General features: G+C 40.3%; 20 protein-coding genes. 7 read left to right on the top strand and 13 right to left on the bottom strand.

Annotated features, from left to right (window positions below):
* Positions 1 to 5 precede the first annotated feature (5 nt).
* From HUJ22_RS06305 to HUJ22_RS06330, 6 genes are all read right to left on the bottom strand, one after another.
* Positions 6 to 1997 (bottom strand): LysM peptidoglycan-binding domain-containing protein, encoded by a 1992-nt coding sequence (locus tag HUJ22_RS06305; RefSeq protein ID WP_290875353.1) that lies wholly within the window; start codon positions 1995 to 1997, stop codon positions 6 to 8.
* Positions 1998 to 2114: 117 nt separating this feature from the next.
* Positions 2115 to 3827, bottom strand: coding sequence for an NAD+ synthase (locus HUJ22_RS06310; protein ID WP_290875356.1), 1713 nt, complete (start codon positions 3825 to 3827; stop codon positions 2115 to 2117).
* Between the two features lie 146 nt (positions 3828 to 3973).
* Complete coding sequence (locus tag HUJ22_RS06315) at positions 3974 to 5335, bottom strand: NAD-dependent succinate-semialdehyde dehydrogenase (RefSeq protein ID WP_290875358.1); 1362 nt, start codon at positions 5333 to 5335, stop codon at positions 3974 to 3976.
* Positions 5336 to 5394: 59 nt separating this feature from the next.
* The gene (locus tag HUJ22_RS06320) at positions 5395 to 6573 is read right to left on the bottom strand and encodes an aspartate aminotransferase family protein (RefSeq protein WP_290875360.1); all 1179 of its coding nucleotides are present in this window, start codon (positions 6571 to 6573) and stop codon (positions 5395 to 5397) included.
* Between the two features lie 125 nt (positions 6574 to 6698).
* The gene (locus HUJ22_RS06325) at positions 6699 to 7970 is read right to left on the bottom strand and encodes a hypothetical protein (RefSeq protein WP_290875362.1); all 1272 of its coding nucleotides are present in this window, start codon (positions 7968 to 7970) and stop codon (positions 6699 to 6701) included.
* 97 nt (positions 7971 to 8067) lie between these two features.
* Entirely contained in the window at positions 8068 to 8931 is an 864-nt protein-coding gene (locus HUJ22_RS06330) for a UbiA family prenyltransferase (RefSeq protein WP_290875364.1), read from the bottom strand.
* Positions 8932 to 9058: 127 nt separating this feature from the next.
* On the opposite strand from HUJ22_RS06330, the gene HUJ22_RS06335 reads away from it, so the two are divergent.
* On the top strand, positions 9059 to 9973 hold the full coding sequence (locus HUJ22_RS06335; protein ID WP_290875366.1) for a 3-methyladenine DNA glycosylase: 915 nt from the start codon (positions 9059 to 9061) through the stop codon (positions 9971 to 9973).
* 71 nt (positions 9974 to 10044) lie between these two features.
* Here HUJ22_RS06335 and HUJ22_RS06340 read toward each other — a convergent pair whose 3' ends face one another.
* Positions 10045 to 11085 carry a GntG family PLP-dependent aldolase gene (locus HUJ22_RS06340; protein WP_290875368.1) on the bottom strand — a complete coding sequence of 347 codons (1041 nt, stop codon included), beginning with the start codon at positions 11083 to 11085 and terminating at the stop codon, positions 10045 to 10047.
* A gap of 123 nt (positions 11086 to 11208) precedes the next feature.
* Here HUJ22_RS06340 and HUJ22_RS06345 point away from each other — a divergent pair, with 123 nt between their 5' ends.
* Positions 11209 to 12402 (top strand): lycopene cyclase family protein, encoded by a 1194-nt coding sequence (locus HUJ22_RS06345; RefSeq protein WP_290875370.1) that lies wholly within the window; start codon positions 11209 to 11211, stop codon positions 12400 to 12402.
* A gap of 47 nt (positions 12403 to 12449) precedes the next feature.
* Here the strand turns inward: HUJ22_RS06345 and HUJ22_RS06350 are convergent, their stop codons facing one another.
* The 5 genes from HUJ22_RS06350 to HUJ22_RS06370 all read right to left on the bottom strand — a co-directional run bounded on the left by HUJ22_RS06350 (position 12450) and on the right by HUJ22_RS06370 (position 16221).
* The gene (locus tag HUJ22_RS06350) at positions 12450 to 13145 is read right to left on the bottom strand and encodes an RsmE family RNA methyltransferase (RefSeq protein ID WP_290875372.1); all 696 of its coding nucleotides are present in this window, start codon (positions 13143 to 13145) and stop codon (positions 12450 to 12452) included.
* A 49-nt stretch (positions 13146 to 13194) separates the two neighbouring features.
* Positions 13195 to 13440 carry a hypothetical protein gene (locus tag HUJ22_RS06355; RefSeq protein ID WP_290875374.1) on the bottom strand — a complete coding sequence of 82 codons (246 nt, stop codon included), beginning with the start codon at positions 13438 to 13440 and terminating at the stop codon, positions 13195 to 13197.
* A complete protein-coding gene (locus HUJ22_RS06360; RefSeq protein WP_290875376.1) occupies positions 13437 to 14651 on the bottom strand; it encodes a 2'-deoxycytidine 5'-triphosphate deaminase in 1215 nt (404 codons plus the stop codon). The genes HUJ22_RS06355 and HUJ22_RS06360 overlap by 4 nt, the downstream gene beginning before the upstream one ends.
* Positions 14652 to 14770: 119 nt before the next feature.
* Positions 14771 to 15589: a nitrilase-related carbon-nitrogen hydrolase gene (locus HUJ22_RS06365; protein WP_290875378.1), complete on the bottom strand. Its 819-nt coding sequence runs from the start codon at positions 15587 to 15589 to the stop codon at positions 14771 to 14773.
* A gap of 338 nt (positions 15590 to 15927) precedes the next feature.
* The gene (locus HUJ22_RS06370) at positions 15928 to 16221 is read right to left on the bottom strand and encodes an HU family DNA-binding protein (RefSeq protein ID WP_290875380.1); all 294 of its coding nucleotides are present in this window, start codon (positions 16219 to 16221) and stop codon (positions 15928 to 15930) included.
* 327 nt (positions 16222 to 16548) lie between these two features.
* Between HUJ22_RS06370 and HUJ22_RS06375 the strand changes: the two genes are divergently transcribed.
* From HUJ22_RS06375 to HUJ22_RS06395, 5 genes are read left to right on the top strand one after another with little or no spacing between them, the layout of a single operon-like run.
* Entirely contained in the window at positions 16549 to 18180 is a 1632-nt protein-coding gene (locus HUJ22_RS06375) for a sodium:alanine symporter family protein (protein ID WP_290875382.1), read from the top strand.
* Between the two features lie 6 nt (positions 18181 to 18186).
* Positions 18187 to 18813, top strand: coding sequence for a uracil phosphoribosyltransferase (gene upp / locus HUJ22_RS06380; RefSeq protein ID WP_290875384.1), 627 nt, complete (start codon positions 18187 to 18189; stop codon positions 18811 to 18813).
* A complete protein-coding gene (gene lptC, locus HUJ22_RS06385) occupies positions 18800 to 19354 on the top strand; it encodes an LPS export ABC transporter periplasmic protein LptC (RefSeq protein WP_290875386.1) in 555 nt (184 codons plus the stop codon). The genes upp and lptC overlap by 14 nt, the downstream gene beginning before the upstream one ends.
* A complete protein-coding gene (locus HUJ22_RS06390) occupies positions 19351 to 20763 on the top strand; it encodes an OstA-like protein (protein ID WP_290875388.1) in 1413 nt (470 codons plus the stop codon). The genes lptC and HUJ22_RS06390 overlap by 4 nt, the downstream gene beginning before the upstream one ends.
* Positions 20764 to 20781: 18 nt before the next feature.
* Entirely contained in the window at positions 20782 to 21729 is a 948-nt protein-coding gene (locus tag HUJ22_RS06395; RefSeq protein ID WP_290875390.1) for a hypothetical protein, read from the top strand.
* Here the strand turns inward: HUJ22_RS06395 and HUJ22_RS06400 are convergent.
* Complete coding sequence (locus tag HUJ22_RS06400) at positions 21719 to 22852, bottom strand: 6-bladed beta-propeller (RefSeq protein WP_290875391.1); 1134 nt, start codon at positions 22850 to 22852, stop codon at positions 21719 to 21721. The genes HUJ22_RS06395 and HUJ22_RS06400 overlap by 11 nt on opposite strands.
* Positions 22853 to 22940 lie beyond the last annotated feature (88 nt).

Genomic DNA, 22940 nt, shown 5'->3' on the forward strand with positions numbered 1-22940 from the left:
TTGGTTTAGTTTGCAGAAATACGGAGTGTTTGCCCCACATAAATACGATTTCCGGAAATATTATTCAGCCTTCTTAGCTCACTAAGACCTATCCCAAATCTCTCAGCAATTTCACTTAAAGTATCATTGGATTGGACTGTATAAGTATTTCCACCGTCAGAAGAAGAGGCAGAGGCAATGAAAATATTTTCACCTCTTCGTTGTTTCCTTTCAATTTCTTGCTTCTGTGCATAACTCATTCCATTCACCTTTTCGTAGTGATTTTTACGGCTATTTGGCACATAAACGGTAAGCGTCTGTCCAACTCGGATGGTATTCCCAATTCCATTCCATGTTCTGATATTCCAAGCTCTTACATCATACCATTCAGCAATATGTCCAATGGTATCCCCGGTTTTTACTTTATAACTAATTGCTGTTGAATTAGCCGGTGGGCTTACGGTATTGGACGAAGATGATCTACGAGTATTTACACTGCGCTGCTGGTTAGTAGGCTGGTTTGCCGATATCTGAGATGCGCTGCCTCGCGGTAACGGAACCACAATTTTCTGCCCCGGATAAATGGTGCTCGACAGGTTTTCATTCGAACCATAAAGTCCGGCTACAGTAGTGCCATATTTTCGGGCAATTATTCCAAGCGACTCCCCACTCTTCACAGTATGCATAGTTATATTCTGGCTTCGATTTTCTTTAGGAATATTTTCGTAATTCGCTAAAAAATCTTTTTTTGTTTGAGAAGGTAGTTTTAAAGGGTATTTACCACCGGGAGGAGTAGCCCATCTCAACAATTCGGGATTATATTCTTTTAGTTCTTCTGTTGAAATCCCGGCAGCTTCAGCTAAGTCAGTTAATTCCATCAAACCATCCACTTCAACTACTTCATAACTGTAAGGCTCGCCCGGATAATTTTTTTGAAATCCAAACTCTTCAGGATTCATGGCTATCATAGTGGTGGCAATGAAACCGGGGATGTATCCACGAGTTTCACGCGGAAGATAGGGATAGGCTGCCCAATAATCTTCCACCCCGCCGGCTCTGTTAATGGCTCGTTTTAAACCACGTGGGCTAATATTATAGTTCGCCATTGCTAAATGCCAATCTCCCCAAATATTATATAAATCTCTTAAATGACGAGCTGCCGCACGTGTTGCTTTCTCTGGATCACGCCGTTCATCAATCCACCAGTTTGCTTCTAATCCATATACTGAACCGGTAGCACGGATAAACTGCCACATTCCTACAGCCGAAGCCCAGCTTCTCGCACTCGGGTTTAACCCACTTTCAATAAAAGCCAAATAAGTTAACTCTTCAGGTACTTTTTCTTCCCGAAAAATACGTCGCATCATTGGCTGATATTTTACTGCCCGGGTCAACCAGGTTTCCATTACCTCCGGCCGGCGTAATGTATAATAAACCAAGTGACGGTTTACATATTCGTTTTGGATAAGAGGGACTTGTGTTTTTTGAAAAGTTAAGTCTTCAGGAAAACTGAAATCGGTGTCCATCCAGCTGTCATCTTCAGAAAAAAGCTCTTCCTGAACTGCAAAAACCTCTCCTTCGGGCTCATTATCGGCCTCAGTAATACCATAAAACTGGCGGTACTCTGAAATAACAGACCGATATAATTCGGTAAATCGCCGATTTCCACTAATTTCAGGATAATCATCCAATAATCCCTGGGTAGCAGCAAGGGCATCGTTGATTTGAGTCTCTGCTTCCAAAGGATCATTATTTACCTGAGCTTCCATCGCATTGATATGAATCCGGTAGATATCTGAAATTCGGCTCATGATATCTTTCTGAAAATTATCCAATTCTTGCATGGCCGGTTGTTGCGCCAAGCCATCCCCTTCTTGAATTTCCTGCATCGGACTTTTGTAATCAAGAAAGCGAAGTGGCATTTCTTTCAGTTCGATGGTTGCAGTTGTATCCTGAGCAAAAATTCCGGGGGTGAAAAATATACAACAGGTTAGGGCAATGACTGTTTTTTGTAGCATTTTTTGCATTGAATGAAGATGATTTTAAAAATTTTGTGTAAAGTACTAATTATTGTATTGAATTGGGAGCGTATAACTCATAGGCACAACAACGAGCAAGATTAAAAATTAGCGCCTTTAATTTTTGATTTTTCTGGATTGAATAAGTCGTTTTTCTTGTCCGGTCCATTGTTGTGCCAGCGGCCATCTACGACCACTCCCAAATGCTTTCGCTGAAACTTTGAGTCCCGGAGCAGCTTGATAACGTTTGTGCTCATTTAAATCAACAAGCCTGAGGATACTGTCAACAATCTCTTCATCAACTCCATGATTTATGATTTCTTCTCTTGAAAGTTGTTCCTCAAGATAGTATCTGAGAACACCATCCAAAGTTTCGTAATCAGGTAAAGAATCTGAATCTTTCTGATCAGGCCGTAGTTCAGCGCTTGGGGATTTATTGATTATCGATTCGGGAATAATCACCTCTTTAAAATAAACTTCATTGAGCCACCGACAAATTTCAAAAACCTCAGTTTTATAAACATCAGAAATTGCAGATAAACCACCGGCCATATCACCATAAAGTGTACAATATCCAACCGCCATCTCCGATTTGTTTCCTGTATTTAACAACATATAGCCAAATTTATTAGCCAGCGCCATTAATAAAGCTCCGCGTGCACGGCTTTGCAAGTTTTCTTCTGCTATCCCAAATTTTGTTTCTTTAAAATGCGGTTGCAGTGCCTTGTTAAAAGAATCATAGATTTCCTTAATTGGTATCTCCAGTAATTCTATGCCTAGGTTTTCAGCTAATTTTTTCGAATCGCTGACACTTCCTTCAGAAGAAAATTTCGACGGCATCGTCACTGCAATTACATTCTTTGCTCCTAACGCTTCTTTCGCAATCACACAGGTCAATGCAGAATCTATCCCTCCGCTTAAACCTAAAATTACTTTTTCAGCTGCTTTTGTTTTTTTAAGATAATCGCGGACTCCCAACACCAGTGCTTCGAACATGACTTGTTCTTTAAGAGGGTTCTCGAAGTTCTCTTTTAATTGTGAGATTGACTCTACGGTATAATCTTCGGTATTAAATTCAACGTCAATAATATCAGTTTCAAATCTTTTGGAACGAGCTTTCATCACACCCGCTCCATTAAAAACCAAAGAGTCTCCATCAAAAATTAACTCTGTTTGAGCCCCAACCTGATTTACATAAAAAAGCGGAGTCTGAAGCTTCTTGGCGTGCTTTTGCAGCATATTCTTACGTGAGACGGGTTTATCCTTGTTAAATGGAGAAGCTGAAATATTTATGATAGCCTTAGCCCCTTTTTTTACTAAAACTTCAGCAGGGTTTACATCATAGATATGGTATTGAATGTCGTTATCGTTATACCAAATATCCTCGCATATTGTAATCCCAAAAGGTATGCCATCTAGTTCTATCGGTTCAAATTCATTCCCGGGCTCAAAATATCGAAGATCATCAAACACATCATAAGTAGGAAGGAGTGCCTTATGAATACGCTTAATTTCTCTCCCTTTTTGCGCTATAAGTGCTGAATTAAAACTCTTTCTGCCCGTTCCTGTGAGGTTTTCAGTAATCGAACCAAAAATCACTGTAGTTTCTCCTGTTTCCTCTATAATTTCTTGGTTTACTTTATAAAGTAAGTTCCGAAATACTTCCCGTTCCAATAAATCCATGGGTGGATAACCGCATGTTACCAGTTCCGGCAGAAGAAGTAAATCAATCCTCTCTTCTTCTGCTTTTTGAATAGCAGACAGAATCATTTTTTTATTTCCCGTCAAATCCCCAATTATAGGATTCAGTTGTTCAAGTCGTATTCGCACAGTTTCTTTTATTTAATTCGATTTTAAGATAAGGAGATAAGTGATAAAGTGAGGAGTGATAAGTATTCTTTTTAAGGTGGTCTCCATTATTTAAGTTTTTCTGCGAACAAACAATATTTTATGGCTTACTTATCACTTCTCACTCTTCACTTAACATACACTGTTTTTACATTTACGAATTCGCGAATACCGTATAGGCCTAATTCGCGGCCATAGCCAGACTCTTTGATACCCCCAAAAGGCAATCTCGGATCGGATTTTACAAATTTATTCACAAAACAACAGCCTGCTTCAAGTTTTGTTGCTGCAATTTGTTCAGCTCGTTTTACATCTTTGGAAAATATAGCCGCCCCCAAACCATAATTGGTATCATTAGCAACCTTTATAGCCTCTTGTTCGCTTTTTACTTTAATGATTGCAGCCACCGGCCCAAATAATTCTTCTTCATACGCCGGCATCCCGGGTTGAACGTTTTCCAGAACGGTCACAGGATAATAAGCTCCATTTCCTTCCGGTATTTCTCCCCCAAGCACAAGCTTTGCCCCTTTTGCCACACTGTTTTGTACTTGTTTGTGAAGTTCATCTCGTAAATCTTTTCGAGCCTGTGGTCCCACATCGGTATCCTCTTCAAAGGGATCTCCCACTTTCTTGGCTTTCATCAAACTTTTGAGTCTTTCGACAAATTCATCATAAACTTGCTCCATCACAATAAACCGTTTTGCAGCAATACAACTTTGTCCGCTATTAATAAGTCTTGATGTGACACAGGTTTCTGCGGCCTTTAAAATATCAGCATCTTCTAAAATTAAATAAGGGTCACTTCCACCCAACTCCAATACGGTTTTCTTCAGGGTTTCTCCTGCCTGAGCTGCCACCGCTTTTCCGGCTCCCGTACTTCCTGTTAAGGTAACGGCTGCAATGCCCGGATGCTGAATTACTTCTTTCATTCCTGTCTTATCCCGTACTATCGATCTAAACAAGTCTTTCGGAATTCCAGCATCGTGAATAATTTTCTCGATCTTTAATGCACAGCCGGTCGTGTTTTCTGAGTGTTTGAGGATAGCTCCATTTCCTGCCATCAGCGTCGGAGCTGCAAAGCGAAATAACTGCCAAAATGGAAAATTCCAAGGCATTATGGCTAGTACAACACCCAGCGGATTGAAAGTAACATAGCTTTTGGAAGCATCTGTTTCTATCACATCTTTAGCTAAAAATTTTCCGGCATTGTCGGCATAGTATTCACAAACCCATGCACATTTTTCTGCTTCTCCTATTCCCTGCTGCAATGGTTTGCCCATCTCATTGGCCATCAATTCCGCCAGCTCTTCTTTTTCATTACGGAGAATCTCAACCATACTCCTCAAATAAGTAGCTCTTTCATCAAAATTTTTGGCCTTCCATTCTGATTGAGCTTCATTGGCTTTTGCAATTATAGAATCAATTTCATCAAAATCCATTTCGGGGTATTCTGTAATGGATTCGCCAGTGGCCGGGTTGATGGTTTTCATGATAAACCTCTTTCTTTTTGATTCTTTCGTCTTAACGATTTACAGAGTGTCTCAATTCCTTAGTTATATTCCTTGACGGCCTCTAAAATCGTATTCAAAACTTCATTCAGTAACTCATCCTCCAAAATAAGAGGAGGAGCCAGCCTGATGAGTGTATTGGAGTGCAGCGTCCACCCAAGTAAAATACCTTTATCAAAACATGCTTCCACTACATTTTTTGTAAGCTCCCAGCTTTTGAGCTGCAGGCCAAGCATGGCTCCCATTCCGCGAACTTCTATGATCCCCTCTCCTTTTAGCTTAGTCTTGATTTTTTTCTCAATTTGAAGGGCACGATTAAAATAATCACCTGAAAGTAATTCTTTCAGGTTGGCATGAGCGGCAGCGGCCGAAACAGGATGACCTCCGAAAGTAGTTACATGGTTTAATGGCGGATCATATTTAAAAGTCTGAAAAATCTCCCTTGAGGAAACAAAAGCACCCATGGGCATACCTCCCGCCATGGCTTTGGCAAGGCATAAAATATCGGGTATCACTTGGTATTGTTCGAAACCAAATAGCTTCCCTGTTCGTCCAAAGCCGCTTTGAATTTCATCAAAAATAAGTAAAGCACCGGAATCATCACATTTTTTACGGGTTTTCTTCAGCCATTCTTTCCGGGCCGGGATGATTCCACCTTCGCCCTGAATCGGCTCCATAATAACTGCTGCGGTTTCCTCATCAATAACATCAAGCTCTTCATCAGAATTAAAATCCAGAAAATGTACATTTGGCAGTAACGGTAAGTACGGATCACGGTAAACATCCCGCCCGGTAACGCTCAGTGATCCGTGCGTGTCTCCATGATAGCTATTTTTAAAGGCTACTAATTTTGAACGCCCGGTATATTTCTTTGCCAGTTTCAGTGCCCCTTCAACAGCTTCCGTCCCGCTGTTCACAAAATATACCTGATTCAATTTCTGCGGCAGGTTACTCGTTAGCAGTTCTGCAAAGTCAACTTGTGGCTGTTGTACAAATTCCCCATATACCATCACATGCAGATGTTTATCAACCTGCTGATGAATAGCTTCCACAATCTTTGGATGCCGGTGTCCCAAACTGCTGACTGCAATTCCCGAAATAAAATCCACGAACCGTTTTCCGTCTTTGGTAAAAATAAACGGCCCTTCCGCATGGCTGACTTCAAGTCCCAATGGAGTGTCACTGGTCTGGGCGATATGGCGAAGGAATTTGTCTAACATTATTTTTTAAAATTAAGCTAAGAAACCTGAGTAATTCAAAGTTAAAGATTAATAGTCAGACTTCTTTAATTTTGAATTACTTCATCCATTCATCCACAGCACCCCGGGTAAAAAAGCTAAATCACTTAAAAACGAGGATTAACAGCCTGGTTAAATATAGATCCGAAGGTATATTCAAGTCCAATAAAAGCTCCATAAGAATAGGAAGTAAATTGCTCTCGAAGGTTAAGGAGTTGTTCGGCATCACTGATATCGCCGGCAGGAATATTCAGCTGATCATTTATTAATGAGTATCTGCCTGAAAGACTTAAATCAAGACCCCTGAATATCCGAAAGTTCAACCTCATGTTTACTTCAAAGCGGTTGCGGTCAAAATTGTGCATAAAAGTTTGAAAATTTGCTCTTCCTGATATGCTGCCCCACGGTTGGGTAAATTCTACTCTGCTACTCAACCGTTGACTGTATAGTGTCTCGGAATCTTCTAAGTAAATAGTAGTTTCAGTGTAATCCCGGTGTTCCGCCCCAACTATGTAAACAAAGGAAATTTCCCTTTCAGAATATTGCTCATAGGGATATATATTATACTCAATACCTGCCCCTGCACCGATACTTAAATCATAATTATTTCTCGTAGAATTTCTGGCATTTGTAAATAATCCCGTTGACCAATGATCTGTTAATGCAAAAACCTGATTTCCCTCAAAACGATGACTTCTGGTTATAAATACTGATTCATTGTTATTTCCATCTGAATCTATATTTGAAAATGTTCTTTCATTGTAATCATACTCATATTCAATCTCAGTTTTCATCAATTTCGTGACTCTTTCTGCTGACAAACCACCCGAAAATTCAATCGATTTTCTGGATTCTTCCCCATCCAATGATGTCCTTCCGTTTATCTCAAAAATCCAACTCCTCCAGGGATCATTTCTCTGAACATCCAAGCTCTCTTCGGAAGAGGTATAAGAGATTTCAATTTGGTTTAAAGCACTCGTCGTAGACACATATTGAAAAAGAGCAGCTCTCACGAATTTAACTAATCCTCTTCTTTCTTCATCATCAGTATCAGAATCATAAGAAAAATAGGTTAAGGTATTATCCTGCCCCAAAAACGATCCGCGTCCAAGCACCTGCAAAGTATATTCCGTTCCGGATCCACTTCTTTCTCTTGTTATAATAAGATGCACATCGGAATCTTCCTTATCTCTAACAAAGTCAACAAATTGAACTTCCTCCTGAATGTATGAATCGTTGCATCTCCAACAATCCAAAAATACCATAATTTTCTGGTCTCCGTTAAGGGTATCAGTTTCTTGCTGATTTTGAGCAATTGCTACATTAGATAAAAGGAATAGTGCAATTGTAATTGTTACAAGGGTATTCTTTGCCATCATTTTTAATTTTTTTGGAAGATTTTCAAGGTTCCAACAAAAACTAAAGAGTAATAATGCCAAAAGACTTTAAATAATGTTTCTATTAAAACTTTTAACATTAAAACATCTCTTTATAAAGCAGTGATGACAAAATAAATAGTACAAAAAAGAAGGAAGCTGACACTTTAATTCTCATTACGTACTGATACTCACTCTGATCGGCCTTAAGATTCCACACATAAAATAATAGCCCAAAGTAAGCTGCTAAATTCAATCCGATGAAACAGAAGCCGATCAACGTAACCTGATGCAATAAGCTCCAGCTTAAAATTCCTGACCCCATTGGGAATAATATAGTAAACAGCCATTTCACCCCTCTCAATCCATACCTTGCAGCAAATGTTTTATCTCTTCTCTGTAAATCCTCCTTTATTTGAAAAACTTGTGAAACCGGATACAGGCTTAACAAAATTAAAGCAACCCCCAATGCTATAAGATCTTCAAAATAAGTAATGGGATATCCGCCTGCAGCTAAAAATCCCAATAGAAATGAATTCGTCCCCGTACTTATCCCAATTGCTACAAAACTTAACACCGGCTTCCCTTTCCATCGGGCTAGTGGTGTCGAATACAACCAAAAAAACAACATGCTGACGGCATAGATTAGAACATAATTCCAGTTTACCGAAACAGCCCATGCCAAACCGATATATTGCATAACCATAGATGCCGGCCACATCCATTGGGTCATTTTCGGGGGTGTCTTGAGGCCACCAATGGGACCTTCATCCTTATCCCACCAGGAGTTATAGGCTGTTGCTCCACCAAATAAGAACACATGAACATTCAAAAACTGAAGCCAGAATTGCTGCCAGTTAATAGCCTCAACAAACAACCCCGCCAACAGATAGCCCCCGGAAAGTATAAAAAACTGGTAGTGCAGGCGGAGATGGGTAATAAAGTTTAGGAGTTGCTTTAACATAACACAGTTTTAAAATTTTTATTTAATATAGTATCTGATAATTGAAAGTTGATAGGGTGATTTTGGCCTTTTACTTATCACCCTATCAACTTTCACTTTATCAACTATCATTCCGTATCTTTGCAGTATGTTGATAGAAACCCAAAGCATAGAAATCAAGAAAACCATTCCCGAGGCCGAATGGAAAGTAAAGCAATCAGCCCACGAACAGCGTGTTGATGAGATTTTAAACGATTATCTGCAGGCCCGCTCGCGACAGGAAAAAAACCCTGTAATGGATTTTTTATTTGAGTATTACGCGTTTCGTCCGGCTAATTTGAGAAAATGGTCGCCCGGCATCGGTGTTGAACTTGAATATTCTAATTTTGACCAACTTCCTGAAATCAGTGAATTCTCGGTTCGGGAAAATTCTGCATTTGTAGACCCGGTATTTTTTCCTAAAAAAAGAATTTCATCTTTGAAATGGATGTTGCAGATGTTAAAAAACACACAGTCCAGCCGGCCCTCTTTTGGTTGTTTTGGAATGCATGAATGGGCAATGGTATACAAAACGGACAAGCCCCGCCATAACCAAGTACCGCTTAGAATGGAACCGGAGAAGCTTGCCGAGTTTGTAGAGTCTCGCCCGTTGCTTTGCACGCACTATGATGCTTTTCGTTTTTTTACCAAGCCTGCCCAACCTATGAATCGGTTTGAATTATCGAGAGAAAAATTCCATGAAACGGAACAACCGGGGTGCATTCATTCCAATATGGATCTCTATAAATGGGCCTTTAAAATATATCCTTTTATCTCAAGCAATTTGATTCTGGAAGCCTTTGAATTGGCTGTGAAAGCTCGTCGTATTGATATGCAAGCCAGCCCTTACGATTTACGTAATCAAGGATTACAGCCTATTAAAATAGAAACAGAATCGGGAAGAAAAGAGTACAAAAAAAAACAGGAGATGATTTTTGAAAAAGGCTTTCCGATTCGAAATGAAGTTATTAAAGCTTTGAAGAAGATTTTGTTGAGTGTTGAAAGTACAGCATTAAAAGAATGATAGTTCACCTTTAGGTTCCGGAGCATTTATTAGAAGGCATCAAAATCATTCTATGTACATTCAACTCTTGCTTACTTCCCAATTTCCTTAAGTGCTGATTTAACTTTTTCCACATCCTTATCTGTTATTTCAAAGTGAAAAGTAGCCCGAATGGTTTGGTGGCCAAATTGGGTCATTAGTACCCCCTGATCTTCCAGTTTTTTCAATATTCCCTCCGCAGTGTTATTCACTGTGTCAAAAAGCAAAATATTGGTTTGCAGGTTGTTCATGTCCACGGCTAGCTCAGAGCTGTTGAAAATTACTTCTGCTACTTCAGCTGCACGTCGATGATCATCTTTTAGCTTCTCCCAGTTATTGGATACTGCGTAATCTGCAGCGGCTGCAAGCAAACCAACCTGCCTCATTCCCCCACCCCACATTTTCCGATAACGGCGGGCTTTGGCTATTCGTTCTTTCGAGGAAAGAAGCATAGAACCAACCGGAGCACCCAATCCTTTAGAAAAACAAACCGAAATAGTGTCAGCAATTTTACCGAAAAATGCGGGTTCGATTTCTGTAGCCGTAATGGCATTCCAAATTCTTGCTCCATCCAAATGAACCATTAATTTGTGCTCATCTGCAAAAGATTTAATATTGCTCAACTCTTCTTTAGAATAGCACACGCCGCCGCCTTTATTTGTAGAATTTTCCAGACAGACAACTCTTGTTCTGGGCTCCCAATCAAAGTTTCCTCTTTTGGTGTGCTCCAAAATCTTTAAATTCAACTTGCCTCTTTTACCTTCTAATGTTCTTATTTGAACGCCTGAAAGTACCGAGGCCGCACCCGTTTCATAATTAAAAATATGGCCTTTTTCATCAATCAAAATTTCATCACCGGGATCGGTTAACACTTTAATCCCCAACTGGTTACTCATTGTCCCACTGGGAACAAAAAGGCCGGCTTCCATGCCAAACATACCCGCAATTTTTTGTTGAAAAGCATTTACAGTCTCATCTTCCCCAAAAACATCATCACCAACTTTTGCCTGCATCATGTAGTCAAGCATCTCCGGTGTTGGGCGAGTAATGGTATCACTTCGTAAATCAATCATATTCTTATTTTGCTTTTTCATTTTCATAGAATATAATCAATACCTGATCCGATCATAAAGTCTCACTCACTAAACACATGCAAAAAAGTTTTAAAATTAAAGAATTCCATTTAGATCAATCATCAATTATGGAGAGGGTAGTTTTTGAAGGTTGAAGCCAAATACGATATCGTTATAGCAGGAGGCGGACTTTCGGGACTTAGCCTTGCTTGGTATTTAGCAAAAGGCGGATATAAAGGTGCTGTTCTCGTTGTTGATGCGACCTTTGCCCCGACCAATGACAAAACCTGGTGTTTCTGGACAGACAAAGAGCCTCCTTTCAAACAAATTATATATAAAAAGTGGAAGAAAACGTGGGTATCTGTATTAGACTACAGTACTTTTCGCTACCTGAATGAATACAGTTATTACTGCATACGCAGCGGGGATTTCCGCGAGTATGTGCTTCGGGAATTAAGAAAGCACAAGAATTTTGACTTACTGGAAGAAAATATTTTAGACTTTTCAGCCAATAAAAATAAAGCTGTTTTATTAACAAAAAATGGCGACAGTTACCTGGCTAATCATATTTTTCAAAGTGTGGTAAAGCCTAAAAACCTGGATTCTTCAAAAATTAAGTATCCTCTTATTCAGCATTTCTTAGGATGGGAAGTAAAAACGTTTGAACCATCCTTTGATCCTGAAACCTTCACCATCATGGATTTTGACAGTGACTTTAGCCCCGGTGTTGGTTTTATGTACGTATTGCCCTTTACTCATGAAAAAGCATTACTTGAGTTCACAGTTTTTTCACAGGATCCTCTTAAAAAGAAACAATACAAGCAGAAAATAAGACATTATTTATATCATCAATTTGGGCTCGATAAAGAACATTATGAAATCACCCGAAAGGAATATGGGGAGATTCCAATGGAGGATCGCCCTCATATCCCCTTTTATGAAAATAATATATTCAACTTGGGTTCTGTCGGCGGCCAGACGAAGCCAAGTACAGGGTTTACATTTACAAGGATACAGGATTATGCCCAACAACTCGCCCAAAATTTGATTCAAGGTTTTGATCCTCTTCCTCCACAGCCTTCAAAATATAAATATCGTTATTACGATCTGCTACTTTTGCACATTCTTTCAAATTCTACAGAAGATAGCCTTAGGGTATTTCACTCCCTTTTCAAGAAAAACAGCTTAGATGAAATCTTTCGGTTTTTAGGAGAGGACACCAATTTCAGGCAAGACTTAAAGATTATGTCATCGGTACCTTATACTCCCTTTTTTAAAGCCATTTCAAAAAATATTCCTTTCTCAAAAAAATTATTTAACTCTCCCCTTACGTCATAGCTTATCTTTTTGAAAAGAACATGTCATAACTTTTAAAATCTCCCTTTCTATCTTGTAAAAAGAAACTGTGATAAAATTGCAGTAACTGCAGTCTCGGCTCGGAGTCTGTATTTTCCTAAAGAAATAAACGCTGTTCCGTTTTCTTTAGCAAGTTCTATCTCACGATCTGAAAATCCTCCTTCCGGGCCTACAAGCAACAAGTTGTTCCCCTCATTCAACTTATCGGCACGGTTTTCTTCAACTTCCATATGTGCCATAACCGGATTAAAACCTTGGTAATCCTTGAAAACTTCATCCAAAGAATCTTTATAAACAACTTTAGGAAGCCAATAACGCTTGCTCTGTTTGAATGCACTCAACACTATAGATCTTAGTCGCTCTTCATTAACCCTGGAGCGTTCTGAGTGATCCGCATCAAACACACAGATTTCCCAAGCATCCAGCTCCACGGCTTTTTCAACAGCAAACTCTAACCGATCTCTTTTCTTGATTGCCCCAAATGCCAAAACTTTTTTTACCCGGGATTCAGGATGTGAAGTTGTTTCTTCTATATCTGCCAGCACAGAGTTTTTGGAAATAGAAGTAACCTTTGTCCGGTACCTGTTTCCTTTCCCATCCGAAGCAAAAAGCTGGTCTCCAATATTAAACCTTAGAACTTTAGCAGCATGGCGTGCTTCCTGGCCCTCCAGTTCAAGCTGATTTCCATAGATATTTCCCGGTTCGGTAAAAAAAACATTATCCATTCTTAATACTCATATTTATTTCCGGAATTTAAAATTCAATGGCCCTTACTCAACGATCTTCCGAAGGCATGCCTTTAGTGGATTTTTTCTTGTAATAAGCACCAGGCTCAAATGCTGTTTCTCCCGTCTCTAACATTAAATCGATATAGGGAATGCATAAACCACACCCACAACCACAAAAGTCTTGAGCCTGAAGTTCTTCTACACTACTAAAATTATTTTCTTTGGCATATTCCTTTATTTCGGAAAATTCACGGGAGTGGCAAATGCATTTGCTGACTAAAAATCGGCTCATGGCTGTTTGAAATGTTTACCGAGTTTGAGATCCTGTCCCTGGTAATTACTTTCAATTTCATCACCATAAACAAAATCCGGGCGTTCCGCATTGGGTTCAAACTGCATACTAAACATGGTTTGTCCATCCTCAATCATAAATGGCACGTCGTGAGAGCGTACCTCCAGCACGGCGCGGGCTCCCTTATCTTCAATAGTACCGCCAAAACCGCTATCAAAAAATCCTGCATAGTGGGTTCTAAGCTCTCCTGAGCCGGTATCATAAGCCATCATTTCGCAGGCCAGGTGAGCCGGCACCCGAATACGCTCTTTCGAGGCAAAAATATAAAAAGCCTCCGGTTCCAGGATTAACTGATCATTTTGTTGAGCATAAATGGGTTCCCAAAATTCATCTATTTCATAATGGCCAATATTGGCAAGATCTATGTAATTGTTATGTTTTTTGGCTTTGTAGCCTATGATCTCTCCTTTTTTTCCTTTAAGGTGAACACTCATAAATAATCCCTGTTTCACCTTTATTTTCTCCATAGAAACCGGTTTTCGGTTTTCATTGAATAAAAGCGGATCGGAACCATGAACCCGCAATAAATCCTGATCTGAAAGCACCTCAAACCCATGACGAACCCTGAGCTGATTTAATCGTTGTCCTGTTTTCACTTTAATGGAAAATGACTTTGGTACTACTTCTAAATACAACCCACCCTTATAGCCCGGCGTGATTTCTTCAAATCGGTGCGAATAGTCGGTAATCACCCTTGTAAAAACATCCAGGCGGCCGGTAGAACTTTTTGGATTAGCTTTAGCTGAAAGGGTTTCAATGGTTCCGAGCTTTACATCACTTTTCTCTTCACTTCCGTTAAACAATCCTTTTTGAACAGAATTGTTTGACTCCGGCATACTTAATGATTCCAGCAAAGGTATGATGTACACACAATTTTGTTCCAATACGGCACCTTCTGTAATCGGAACTTCATACATCTTAAGTTTCCCGACTTTTTCTTCAACCGTATCATTTTCGGGCAGAAAACTGCATCGTACACGATAGGCCACTTTACCCAGCCTTAAATCAATAGAATTTGGTTGAAATTGATCTTCTTCAATGGGGTAGTCCGAATCAGAATTAATAATTCCCAGCTCATGAAGGAGCTTAAGTTTTTGGACCGGCAAAATACCTTTTGTGCGAAGCTGAACTTCTTTCAGGATCTCAGACATATTGTTTTTTACGTGCTTGTTTTCGAAGGAAGATAATGAGCCAAAGGGAATATTCAATAATCAATATCCGGTGATAGATATCGGAATTTGAATCGCATCATTAATTGATTGAATATTTTTTATTTCAACCAATCACTATATAATTCAGGGCGACGGTCTCTTAAAAATAGTTTTTTTGCATGAGATTCTTGTACTTCCGAAAGGTTTACATCACAATATAAAATTTCTTCTGTTCCTGTTCCCGCTTTGGCAATTACTTCTCCTGAGGGATTACATACAAATGATTCACCTGCAAAAGTTAACTTCGGCTCTTCTCCTACACGATTACATAAAGCAGTAAAGTATCCGTTTTGAAAAGCAGCCGTTCGTACTTCGGCTTCATATAATCCATCCGGCCATTCGCCCACAGAGCCAGCTTGGGGAATAAATACGATTTCAGCTCCTGCTATTGCCAGGGCACGCATGTATTCCGGATAGTGACGGTCATAGCAAATTGCCACGCCTATTTTACCGAAAGGTGTTTTATAAACTGGTGCCCCCTGATCTCCGGGGGTATAGTAATCTTGTTCGTAGAAACATGCGTAATCCGTAATGTGTACCATCCGCGTAGTGCCTAAAATAGTGCCGTCGCTATGGATAACAGGTGAGCTATCGTAAAGCGAATCACCGTCTTTTTCATACAAATTCAGAATAATCACCACTCCATGTTCTTTGGCTATTTCAGCAAATGCATCAGTGATTGGCCCCGGGATCGTTTCAGCATACTTAGACGGAGCCTCAGGATTTTGATGCTGTGGATAGAAGGGCTCAAAACCTAATTCTGCAAAGCAAAGAATATTGGCGCCGGCTTTGGCAGCTTCTCTTGCAGATTTTAATCCACGAGCTAAATTTTGAGCTTTATCTACGGAACAAGGTTGTTGGATAAGTGCGATTTTCATTTCAAGGACAAGGCTAAAAAATTGAGTTAGAAACACTCAAAGCTACGAAACTAGATTTAAAAACCAACCTGTTCAGGAATCCATTTTACATTTTCTGCGACAGGGATATAATAAAAAAGGCTCCGAATTGGAGCCTTACTAAAATATAAAAATGAAAAAATCTTACTTTTTCTTCTTATGTCTGTTTTTTCTCAGACGTTTTTTACGCTTGTGCTTTGCAATTTTGGCGCGCTTTCTTTTTTTACCACTCGGCATAAATACTCACCTAACTGTGTTTTATAAAAATTACTGTTGTTCGAACGATTGTAAAAATAAGAAGTTTTGACAGGTTTTCTAAATCAATTTTCAATCATGTGTGCTTCGTTCACTGCCTCTTTAAAATCTTTCGACATTTTTAATACCGGAGCGTATTGTTCAGGTACTATAACTTCTTCATTTGTTTTTGGATTTCGGGCCACTCTTTGTGCTCTCTTTACAACTTTAAAACTGCCAAATCCTCGTAATTCGATATTTTCTCCGCGTTTCATGGCATCAATTACCGTTTCCATGAATCCGTTTACGACTGCCTCGGTTTCCACTTTAGTTAAACCTACAGATGACGAAATAATATCAACAATGTCTGCTTTAGTCATGATCTAAAAGGTTGATTCTATATTAATATGGGGTTCAAAATACTACAATGAAAACAAAGCTACTAAGAAATCGTTCACAAATTTTGCTAATAATTTTACACAGTGATTTGGTGGTATTATGATGTCAGGATGATTTGAGCTTAAACTCAAAGCCGTTAAACTGTCCTTTAATACCTTATAAACCTTGATTTCTTTAAAATTACTTTATTATTCCCCGGCGAATATTCCATATTTAATATTCAACAAATGTTATCCTTTAATATTCCCAAATGTTTTTTACTTTCTCCCTGCCCTCTTACTAATATCCTTAACCAATAAATTTATTTCATGGAAGTATTTGAACAAGCTGTCAACTGGATGAATAATCTGGTTTGGTCGACCCCCGAACAATTCCCACTAATGGTAGTGGTTCTGTTAGGATTCGGAATCTTCATCACCCTTCGCCTCGGATTTGTACAAGTCAGACGTTTCGCCCACGGAGTAAAATCCGTTATGGGTATTTACGACAATCCTGACGATACCGGTGATGTGAATCACTTTCAGGCTTTAACTACCGCACTCTCAGCTACAGTAGGTATTGGTAATATTGCTGGTGTAGCTATTGCCATTCATTATGGAGGCCCCGGTGCACTTTTCTGGATGTGGGTAACCGCTTTTTTCGGGATGGCCATCAAGTACACCGAATGTACCCTGGCTGTTCAATACAGAATAAAAAATGAAGATGGATCCGTTTCAGGCGGCCCCATGTATTATATAGAAAGGGGATTAGGACCAAACTGGAAATGGCTGGCTGTGTTTTTTGCCGCAATGGCTGTTATCTGTTCATTCCTCACAGGTAATGCTGTTCAGGCAAATACGGTGGCTGATACCATGTACAGTACCTTCCAGATCCCCAGCTGGGTTTCGGGAATCGTAACAGCAACTTTTGTTGGGGTTGTAATTGTTGGCGGTATTAAAAGAATTGGCCAGGTAACTGCCCGTCTAATGCCTCTGATGGCACTGATTTATGTGTTAGGTGCCCTTATTATTCTAGCACTGAATGCAGGTGCGGTTATCCCTGCTTTTGGAACTATTTTTACCTCCGCCTTTACCCCTGAAGCTGGATTATTTGGAGTTGGTTCCGGATTATTCCTCACTACCTTGGTCTGGGGTATTAAGCGTGGATTATTCTCGAATGAAGCTGGACAAGGTTCAGCTCCTATTGCTCACGGTGCTGCCAAAACAGAAGAACCAGTACGTGAGGGGGTTGTAGCCCTACTGGAACCATTTATCGATACCATTGTGGTATGTACCATGACCGGACTGGTTATTGTTGCCACCGGTGTTTGGGAAGAGCGACACGACATGGTATTTGATCCTGGAAACCGAGACAATGCAGTAGTAGTAACGGACAACAGTAATACATTGATTATTGAGGACGGTATACCGGTTAATGGTGAAGTAACCCGTAACGATTTTGAGACCGGAGTCTTTTACGTAGATGAAGAACAAAACGAAGTATTTTCCGGTACTTTAAATACAGCAACAGGCACTTTTACCGATGACGAAGGTAACGTAGTGGCCACCGTTTATACCAGTATCATAGAGAATGGGGCCCCGCTAACATCACTTGCTTTCGAGAAAGGACTGGCCCCTATCTTCCCCTATGGAAAACACCTGGTTACTATTTGTGTACTTTTATTTGGAGTATCAACGGCGATAAGCTGGAGCTACTATGGTGACCGCTCCATCCAGTATTTGGCAGGTGATAAATCTATTATCTACTATAAAGTGGTATATCTTGGTATGCACTTTCTGGGTGCTATTTTCCCGCTCGCAACCGTCTGGGCTATTGGAGATATTGCGCTTGGGTTGATGACCTTCCCGAACATTATTGCTTTATTTGCCCTCTCAGGTTCAGTGGTTGTAGCAAGTAAAAAATATTTCAATAAAATGGAAGAACTGGAAGGTGAAAATTAATCATCCATGAAATACGTTACTGAAATAGATCACCCGGTGGTAAAACGTTATCTCACGATTTTGCGGGATAAAACAACAGAAACAGCCGCATTTCGCCGGGCGATGGGAAGCATCGGTACTATTCTTGCCTATCAGGCACTTACTGATCTTCCATTAAAAGAACGTGAAGTAGAAACTCCTATTCAAAAAACTACCGGCTATAAGCCGGGGGTTGAAGTTTTTGTTATCCCTATTTTACGGGCGGGACTTAGCCTTGTAGATGGCATCATCAGCTTTATGCCGGATGCTAAAGTAGGGCATATAGGCGTTTACCGTGATGAAAAAACGCATGAGCCTGTAAATTACTACCATAACTTCCCTGGAGGACTTAAAGGGGCTTACACACTTGTTGTTGACCCCATGCTGGCCACCGGAGGCAGCGGATCTCATGCAATCAATTTTTTAAAACAAAACGGAGCCGACAATATCCGTTTTGTTTCATTAATTTGTGCTCCGGAAGGGATTGACCGGCTTCAGAAGGATCATCCTGACGTTCCAATAATCACAGCCGCTATTGATGAAAAACTTGACGAAAACGCATTTATCGTACCGGGTCTCGGCGATGCGGGAGACCGTTATTTTGGCACGCTTTAGGTCCCTTCTTTTTTGTGTTTTAGTGATCGCATTTATCTCAAGTTGCGGAGAACTTTCAGAATACGAAAACAAACAGGTTGAAAAGGCATTAAGTGATTCACTGTTAACCCTGACAGAAAGCTGGGGTGTGAACATGGAGATTATGGAAGAGGGTCAACTCAAGCTCAAACTCAAAGGCCGTTACGCTGCTTCTATAAAAACTGAACAACAAAACATTACAAGAATCAGCGGTCCGGTTTATATCGAAATTTTCAATGAAGAGGGACAAGCTGATACCTTTGTTGACTCAGACAGTGCTGTTTATAAGCCTGATGAGTCCATTTTTGAACTCTTTGGGAATGTTTTTGTCCAGGCTCCGGAAGATAAACGGCTGCGATCCCAATATTTGAAATGGGACCGTACACAGGACCGGGTCTCCACGCCGGAATTTCTAATCATTGTAACCCCTACTGATAGTGTCAGCGCCATTGGCTTTGAGGGAGAAACCAACCTCAGCAATTATACTTTAAGGGAAGTAACCGGAGAAACCGTAATAAATTGAAATATTTACACCCAATACTTTTTCTTGTATTCATTTTCACTGTTTTTTTGGTGATACCTGCCACCACTTTTGCTCAAAATGTGGTCCAGATTGAACGGGCCAGAGAGGTTCAAAATGTTACGAAGGATGGCGAGCCCATACGTAAATTGTATGAAGCACGACTAAAAACCGGTAATGTGGTAATGGTTTGCGACAGTGCCTGGCATTATTTGAATCGAAATGAAATCAGGGCATTTGGGAATATTCAAATCGACACATCCGATGAAATCATCTGGAGTGACACCCTCTATTATTATACCAATGAGGAACTGAGCCTGCTCCGGGGACGAGTCATCATTCAACAGGATAACACTACGCTTTTCGGTGAAAAAGTAGACTACAATTTCCTTACCAAAGTTGCCTTTTTTGAAGAAGGAATCCGCCTGGAAGATGAAGACGGCACCCTTATCGCACAACGAGGTACGTATTTCCAAAATCAGGACAGCGCCATTTTTCGAGGTAATGTTCAAATAGCTGATTCGGCTCAGTATGCCGAGGGAGACAGTCTTTTTATAAATCGTGAAACAGAATATCTGCAGTTATACAGTAATATTTTTGTAGCCGATAGTACCAATAACGGGATTCTTACCGGAGATTACCTCGAAGCCGATTCTTCCGGAAGACGGTATGTAGATGGCAATTCCTATCTTCGCCAAATCAGTGCAGATACAACTGATACAACCCATATAAATTCAGATCAATTGTTGATGCTTGATCAAGATACTACGGATCTCGTCCGTTCTTATGGTAACGTTCGGGTATGGTCAAACAATTTTTCATCCGTATCTGATACTCTCTTGTATGATTCTTCCTCTGAAGTATTTGAGCTTATTTCAAATCCTATAGCATGGCACAATAATATTCAACTTGCCGGGCCTTATATTTCTGTTCAAATGGATAGCAATCAGGTTCGGCAACTGAAGGCATACCATAAAACCATCGCTGTTCAGGAAGACAGTGTCACCGGCCGGCTTCATCAAATCAAAGGAGATACGCTGATTGCCGATTTCACCAAAGGTGATATCTCCCGAATCAAAATTTATCCAAATAGCCAGGTTCTGTATCACACAAAAAATGAACAAGATGAACCGGACGGTGCCGTAGAGTATTCCTCCCCTCAGACCGTTATGTATTTCAAGAATGGAGACCTGAACCGTGTTGTAGCAGGCAAGAATGATGGTTTTTTCTTTGAAGAATTTGCGGGATTAAAAGACCGAAGATTAGATGGCTTCACATGGAATCCTGACCGGCGACCTCAGCGTCCACAGGTTGAAGCAGTTCCCCGCTTTCCTCCTGTTCCCACCGCCAGACCTTTTGAATTACCTGCCCGGTTCCTGGAACATATGCTGCAGCGAGTTCCTGAAGAATAACTTAAAAAATTAATATTTATGAGTTCCTGGACCCTAAAATCTATCCCTCCGCACGACTGGTTTCTTTGCCTTGATATTGAATCCTACTTCGACCATGAACATGAACCTGAGAAAGTGTTTGAAGAAGGGTTTACCCGTCCCATTCCTATTGGAGATACGGATGTGATTGTTACCATTTTTTTCAATGGCGACCCTGAAAACCCTGAATTTCATATAGAATCAGCCGAAACGTTATCCAAAAACGAAATTTCGGAAGCCAACAAAAGCCTGGCTAAAATTTTGGGGACTGACATGGATATTCGTCCGCTGTATGATCAGGCAAAAGACGATCCTGTTTTGGGCGATAAACTTACCGATCTGTATGGCTTGAAAAGAATGACCCGGGCCAATTTGTTTGAAGATATCCTGTACCGAATTGTTCAAATGCAGATGAACCATAAGCCGACCGCCAAAAAAATGATGTTTAAAATCCGCGAAGCCTATGGAGCCGCATTAATGCTGGGTAAAAAATCACTGCCGGCCTGGCCCCGCCCCCATCAGCTTATGAAAGCAGATCCGGCCAACATTCGTAAATTAGGTCCCACTCTGCGAAAAGGGCAATACTTGGTAGGACTGGCCAACGACATCGTAGCCGGAAATGTGGACATGAATCATTTAATGACTTGCGGTCCAAAGGAATTTTATGATGAAATCACCAGTATAAGAGGGATTGGGCCAACCTCAGGGCAAGATTTAATGATGATGCGCGGACGAACCGATGCTGTATTCCCATCCAACAAAAAAAGCGGGGAGGAAAAAGGATTGCGCCGCTGGATCATCTGGAGTTACGGAGAAGATCCCCACAACACCTCCGAAGATCGATTTCAGAAACTAATCCGAAACTGGAAAGATTATGAAGCCGCGGGGCTTGAATTTCTATATGTGAATTATGTTTTAAAGGAAAAGGAAGAGCAGGCTAAAAAGTAACTTCTTCATCCTCAGAAGATTCCGGTGTAGGGTTTTCGAAAAGGGCAAACGTCACATCATCCAGCCGAACGCCCAAGTGTTCGTCGGATACATGCATAAGCAAACTTTCTTTGGGGAGATGTACCACTTTCGTGATCTGTCCTTCCATATTCAAAACCAGCCACATTTCAGTATCCCCTTCAATATTCGATTCCATCCAAAATTCACCATTTTGATAGATCATTTCTTGAACCGGGGCTTTTATTTCCGGAAGTACATCTTTCAAAACATCCCACCTGGCATCATTATATTCTGCCTCCATTGAATCTCTTTCTGCAGCAGAAATTTCTTCAGTCGGGAAATTTACCGGAATAGTGCGGACTGTATCAAACGAAGCACTAATTTCAGCAATCAGATCGGTAGCTGTGTCAAACACAAAAAGAGTTTGGTCCTCAGGATTATAAGCCGTGATATTTCCATAGCTATAGGGAACCAATGTTGCCCCAGCCGGCCGGCCATCAATATATAAACGGGCATAAGGCTGTGCTTCCAAAGTCATTTCTTCGCCATATGCTTCAGATTCAATATCGTATTGGATGAGAATATTTTCGCGATCTTTGGTTTCACCCCGCAGGTATTCGAAAGATGTTAATTCAAACAAAAGCTGATTCTCATCTCCGGTTGGATACGCTTTTAAAATAGTAGTAGCTTCATAATTTGGCGGGATAATCTCCCGAATCAAATCCAAATTTTCGTCATAGATGATTAGCTTTTCATTATCTTGGTCATAAGTGTAGATATGTCCGTTTATATCTTTTGTAAACCGGTAGGCATCTAAAACTTCGCCGGGACCACGCCCTTCCCCTATTCTCTTCTTCAGTTTTCCTAGTTCGTCAATAACCACCAAGCTTGGTATCTCCCGGTCAGGAATTACAATATTTCCATTTTCCAGTACTTCACTTTGATAACCCAAATGCGAAAAGTAAACGGTATCAACGTGATCGAAAGCAAAAATCTGATCAGCCGTAAAAGTTTGGACATTATCTAAAATTTCACCGGAAGTTCTTGGCTCTTCACCTCCACACGCAGCCAATATGAACCCCAAACTGAATAGTATTACAACCCCTTTTAACTTTAACTTCATCTTCTTTCAAAAATTTGGTTATTATTTCGCTGACAAATCTACGAAATCAGACATACAGTATTTGAGTATTGTATAAACAAAAATATGC

It is taken from the genome of Gracilimonas sp. (assembly GCF_014762685.1).
Taxonomy (GTDB): Bacteria; Bacteroidota; Rhodothermia; order Balneolales; family Balneolaceae; genus Gracilimonas.

Excerpts from the sequence above, each read along its gene's own strand:
- HUJ22_RS06305 (WP_290875353.1), bottom strand. The coding sequence starts at position 1,997 with ATGCTACAAAAAACAGTCATTGCCCTAACCTGTTGTATATTTTTCACC.
- HUJ22_RS06315 (WP_290875358.1), bottom strand. The coding sequence starts at position 5,335 with ATGAAAACCATCAACCCGGCCACTGGCGAATCCATTACAGAATACCCC.
- HUJ22_RS06320 (WP_290875360.1), bottom strand. The coding sequence starts at position 6,573 with ATGTTAGACAAATTCCTTCGCCATATCGCCCAGACCAGTGACACTCCA.
- HUJ22_RS06325 (WP_290875362.1), bottom strand. The coding sequence starts at position 7,970 with ATGATGGCAAAGAATACCCTTGTAACAATTACAATTGCACTATTCCTT.
- HUJ22_RS06330 (WP_290875364.1), bottom strand. The coding sequence starts at position 8,931 with ATGTTAAAGCAACTCCTAAACTTTATTACCCATCTCCGCCTGCACTAC.
- HUJ22_RS06335 (WP_290875366.1), top strand. The coding sequence starts at position 9,059 with ATGTTGATAGAAACCCAAAGCATAGAAATCAAGAAAACCATTCCCGAG.
- HUJ22_RS06340 (WP_290875368.1), bottom strand. The coding sequence starts at position 11,085 with ATGAAAAAGCAAAATAAGAATATGATTGATTTACGAAGTGATACCATT.
- HUJ22_RS06350 (WP_290875372.1), bottom strand. The coding sequence starts at position 13,145 with ATGGATAATGTTTTTTTTACCGAACCGGGAAATATCTATGGAAATCAG.
- HUJ22_RS06355 (WP_290875374.1), bottom strand. The coding sequence starts at position 13,440 with ATGAGCCGATTTTTAGTCAGCAAATGCATTTGCCACTCCCGTGAATTT.
- HUJ22_RS06360 (WP_290875376.1), bottom strand. The coding sequence starts at position 14,651 with ATGTCTGAGATCCTGAAAGAAGTTCAGCTTCGCACAAAAGGTATTTTG.
- HUJ22_RS06365 (WP_290875378.1), bottom strand. The coding sequence starts at position 15,589 with ATGAAAATCGCACTTATCCAACAACCTTGTTCCGTAGATAAAGCTCAA.
- HUJ22_RS06370 (WP_290875380.1), bottom strand. The coding sequence starts at position 16,221 with ATGACTAAAGCAGACATTGTTGATATTATTTCGTCATCTGTAGGTTTA.
- HUJ22_RS06375 (WP_290875382.1), top strand. The coding sequence starts at position 16,549 with ATGGAAGTATTTGAACAAGCTGTCAACTGGATGAATAATCTGGTTTGG.
- upp (WP_290875384.1), top strand. The coding sequence starts at position 18,187 with ATGAAATACGTTACTGAAATAGATCACCCGGTGGTAAAACGTTATCTC.
- HUJ22_RS06395 (WP_290875390.1), top strand. The coding sequence starts at position 20,782 with ATGAGTTCCTGGACCCTAAAATCTATCCCTCCGCACGACTGGTTTCTT.
- HUJ22_RS06400 (WP_290875391.1), bottom strand. The coding sequence starts at position 22,852 with ATGAAGTTAAAGTTAAAAGGGGTTGTAATACTATTCAGTTTGGGGTTC.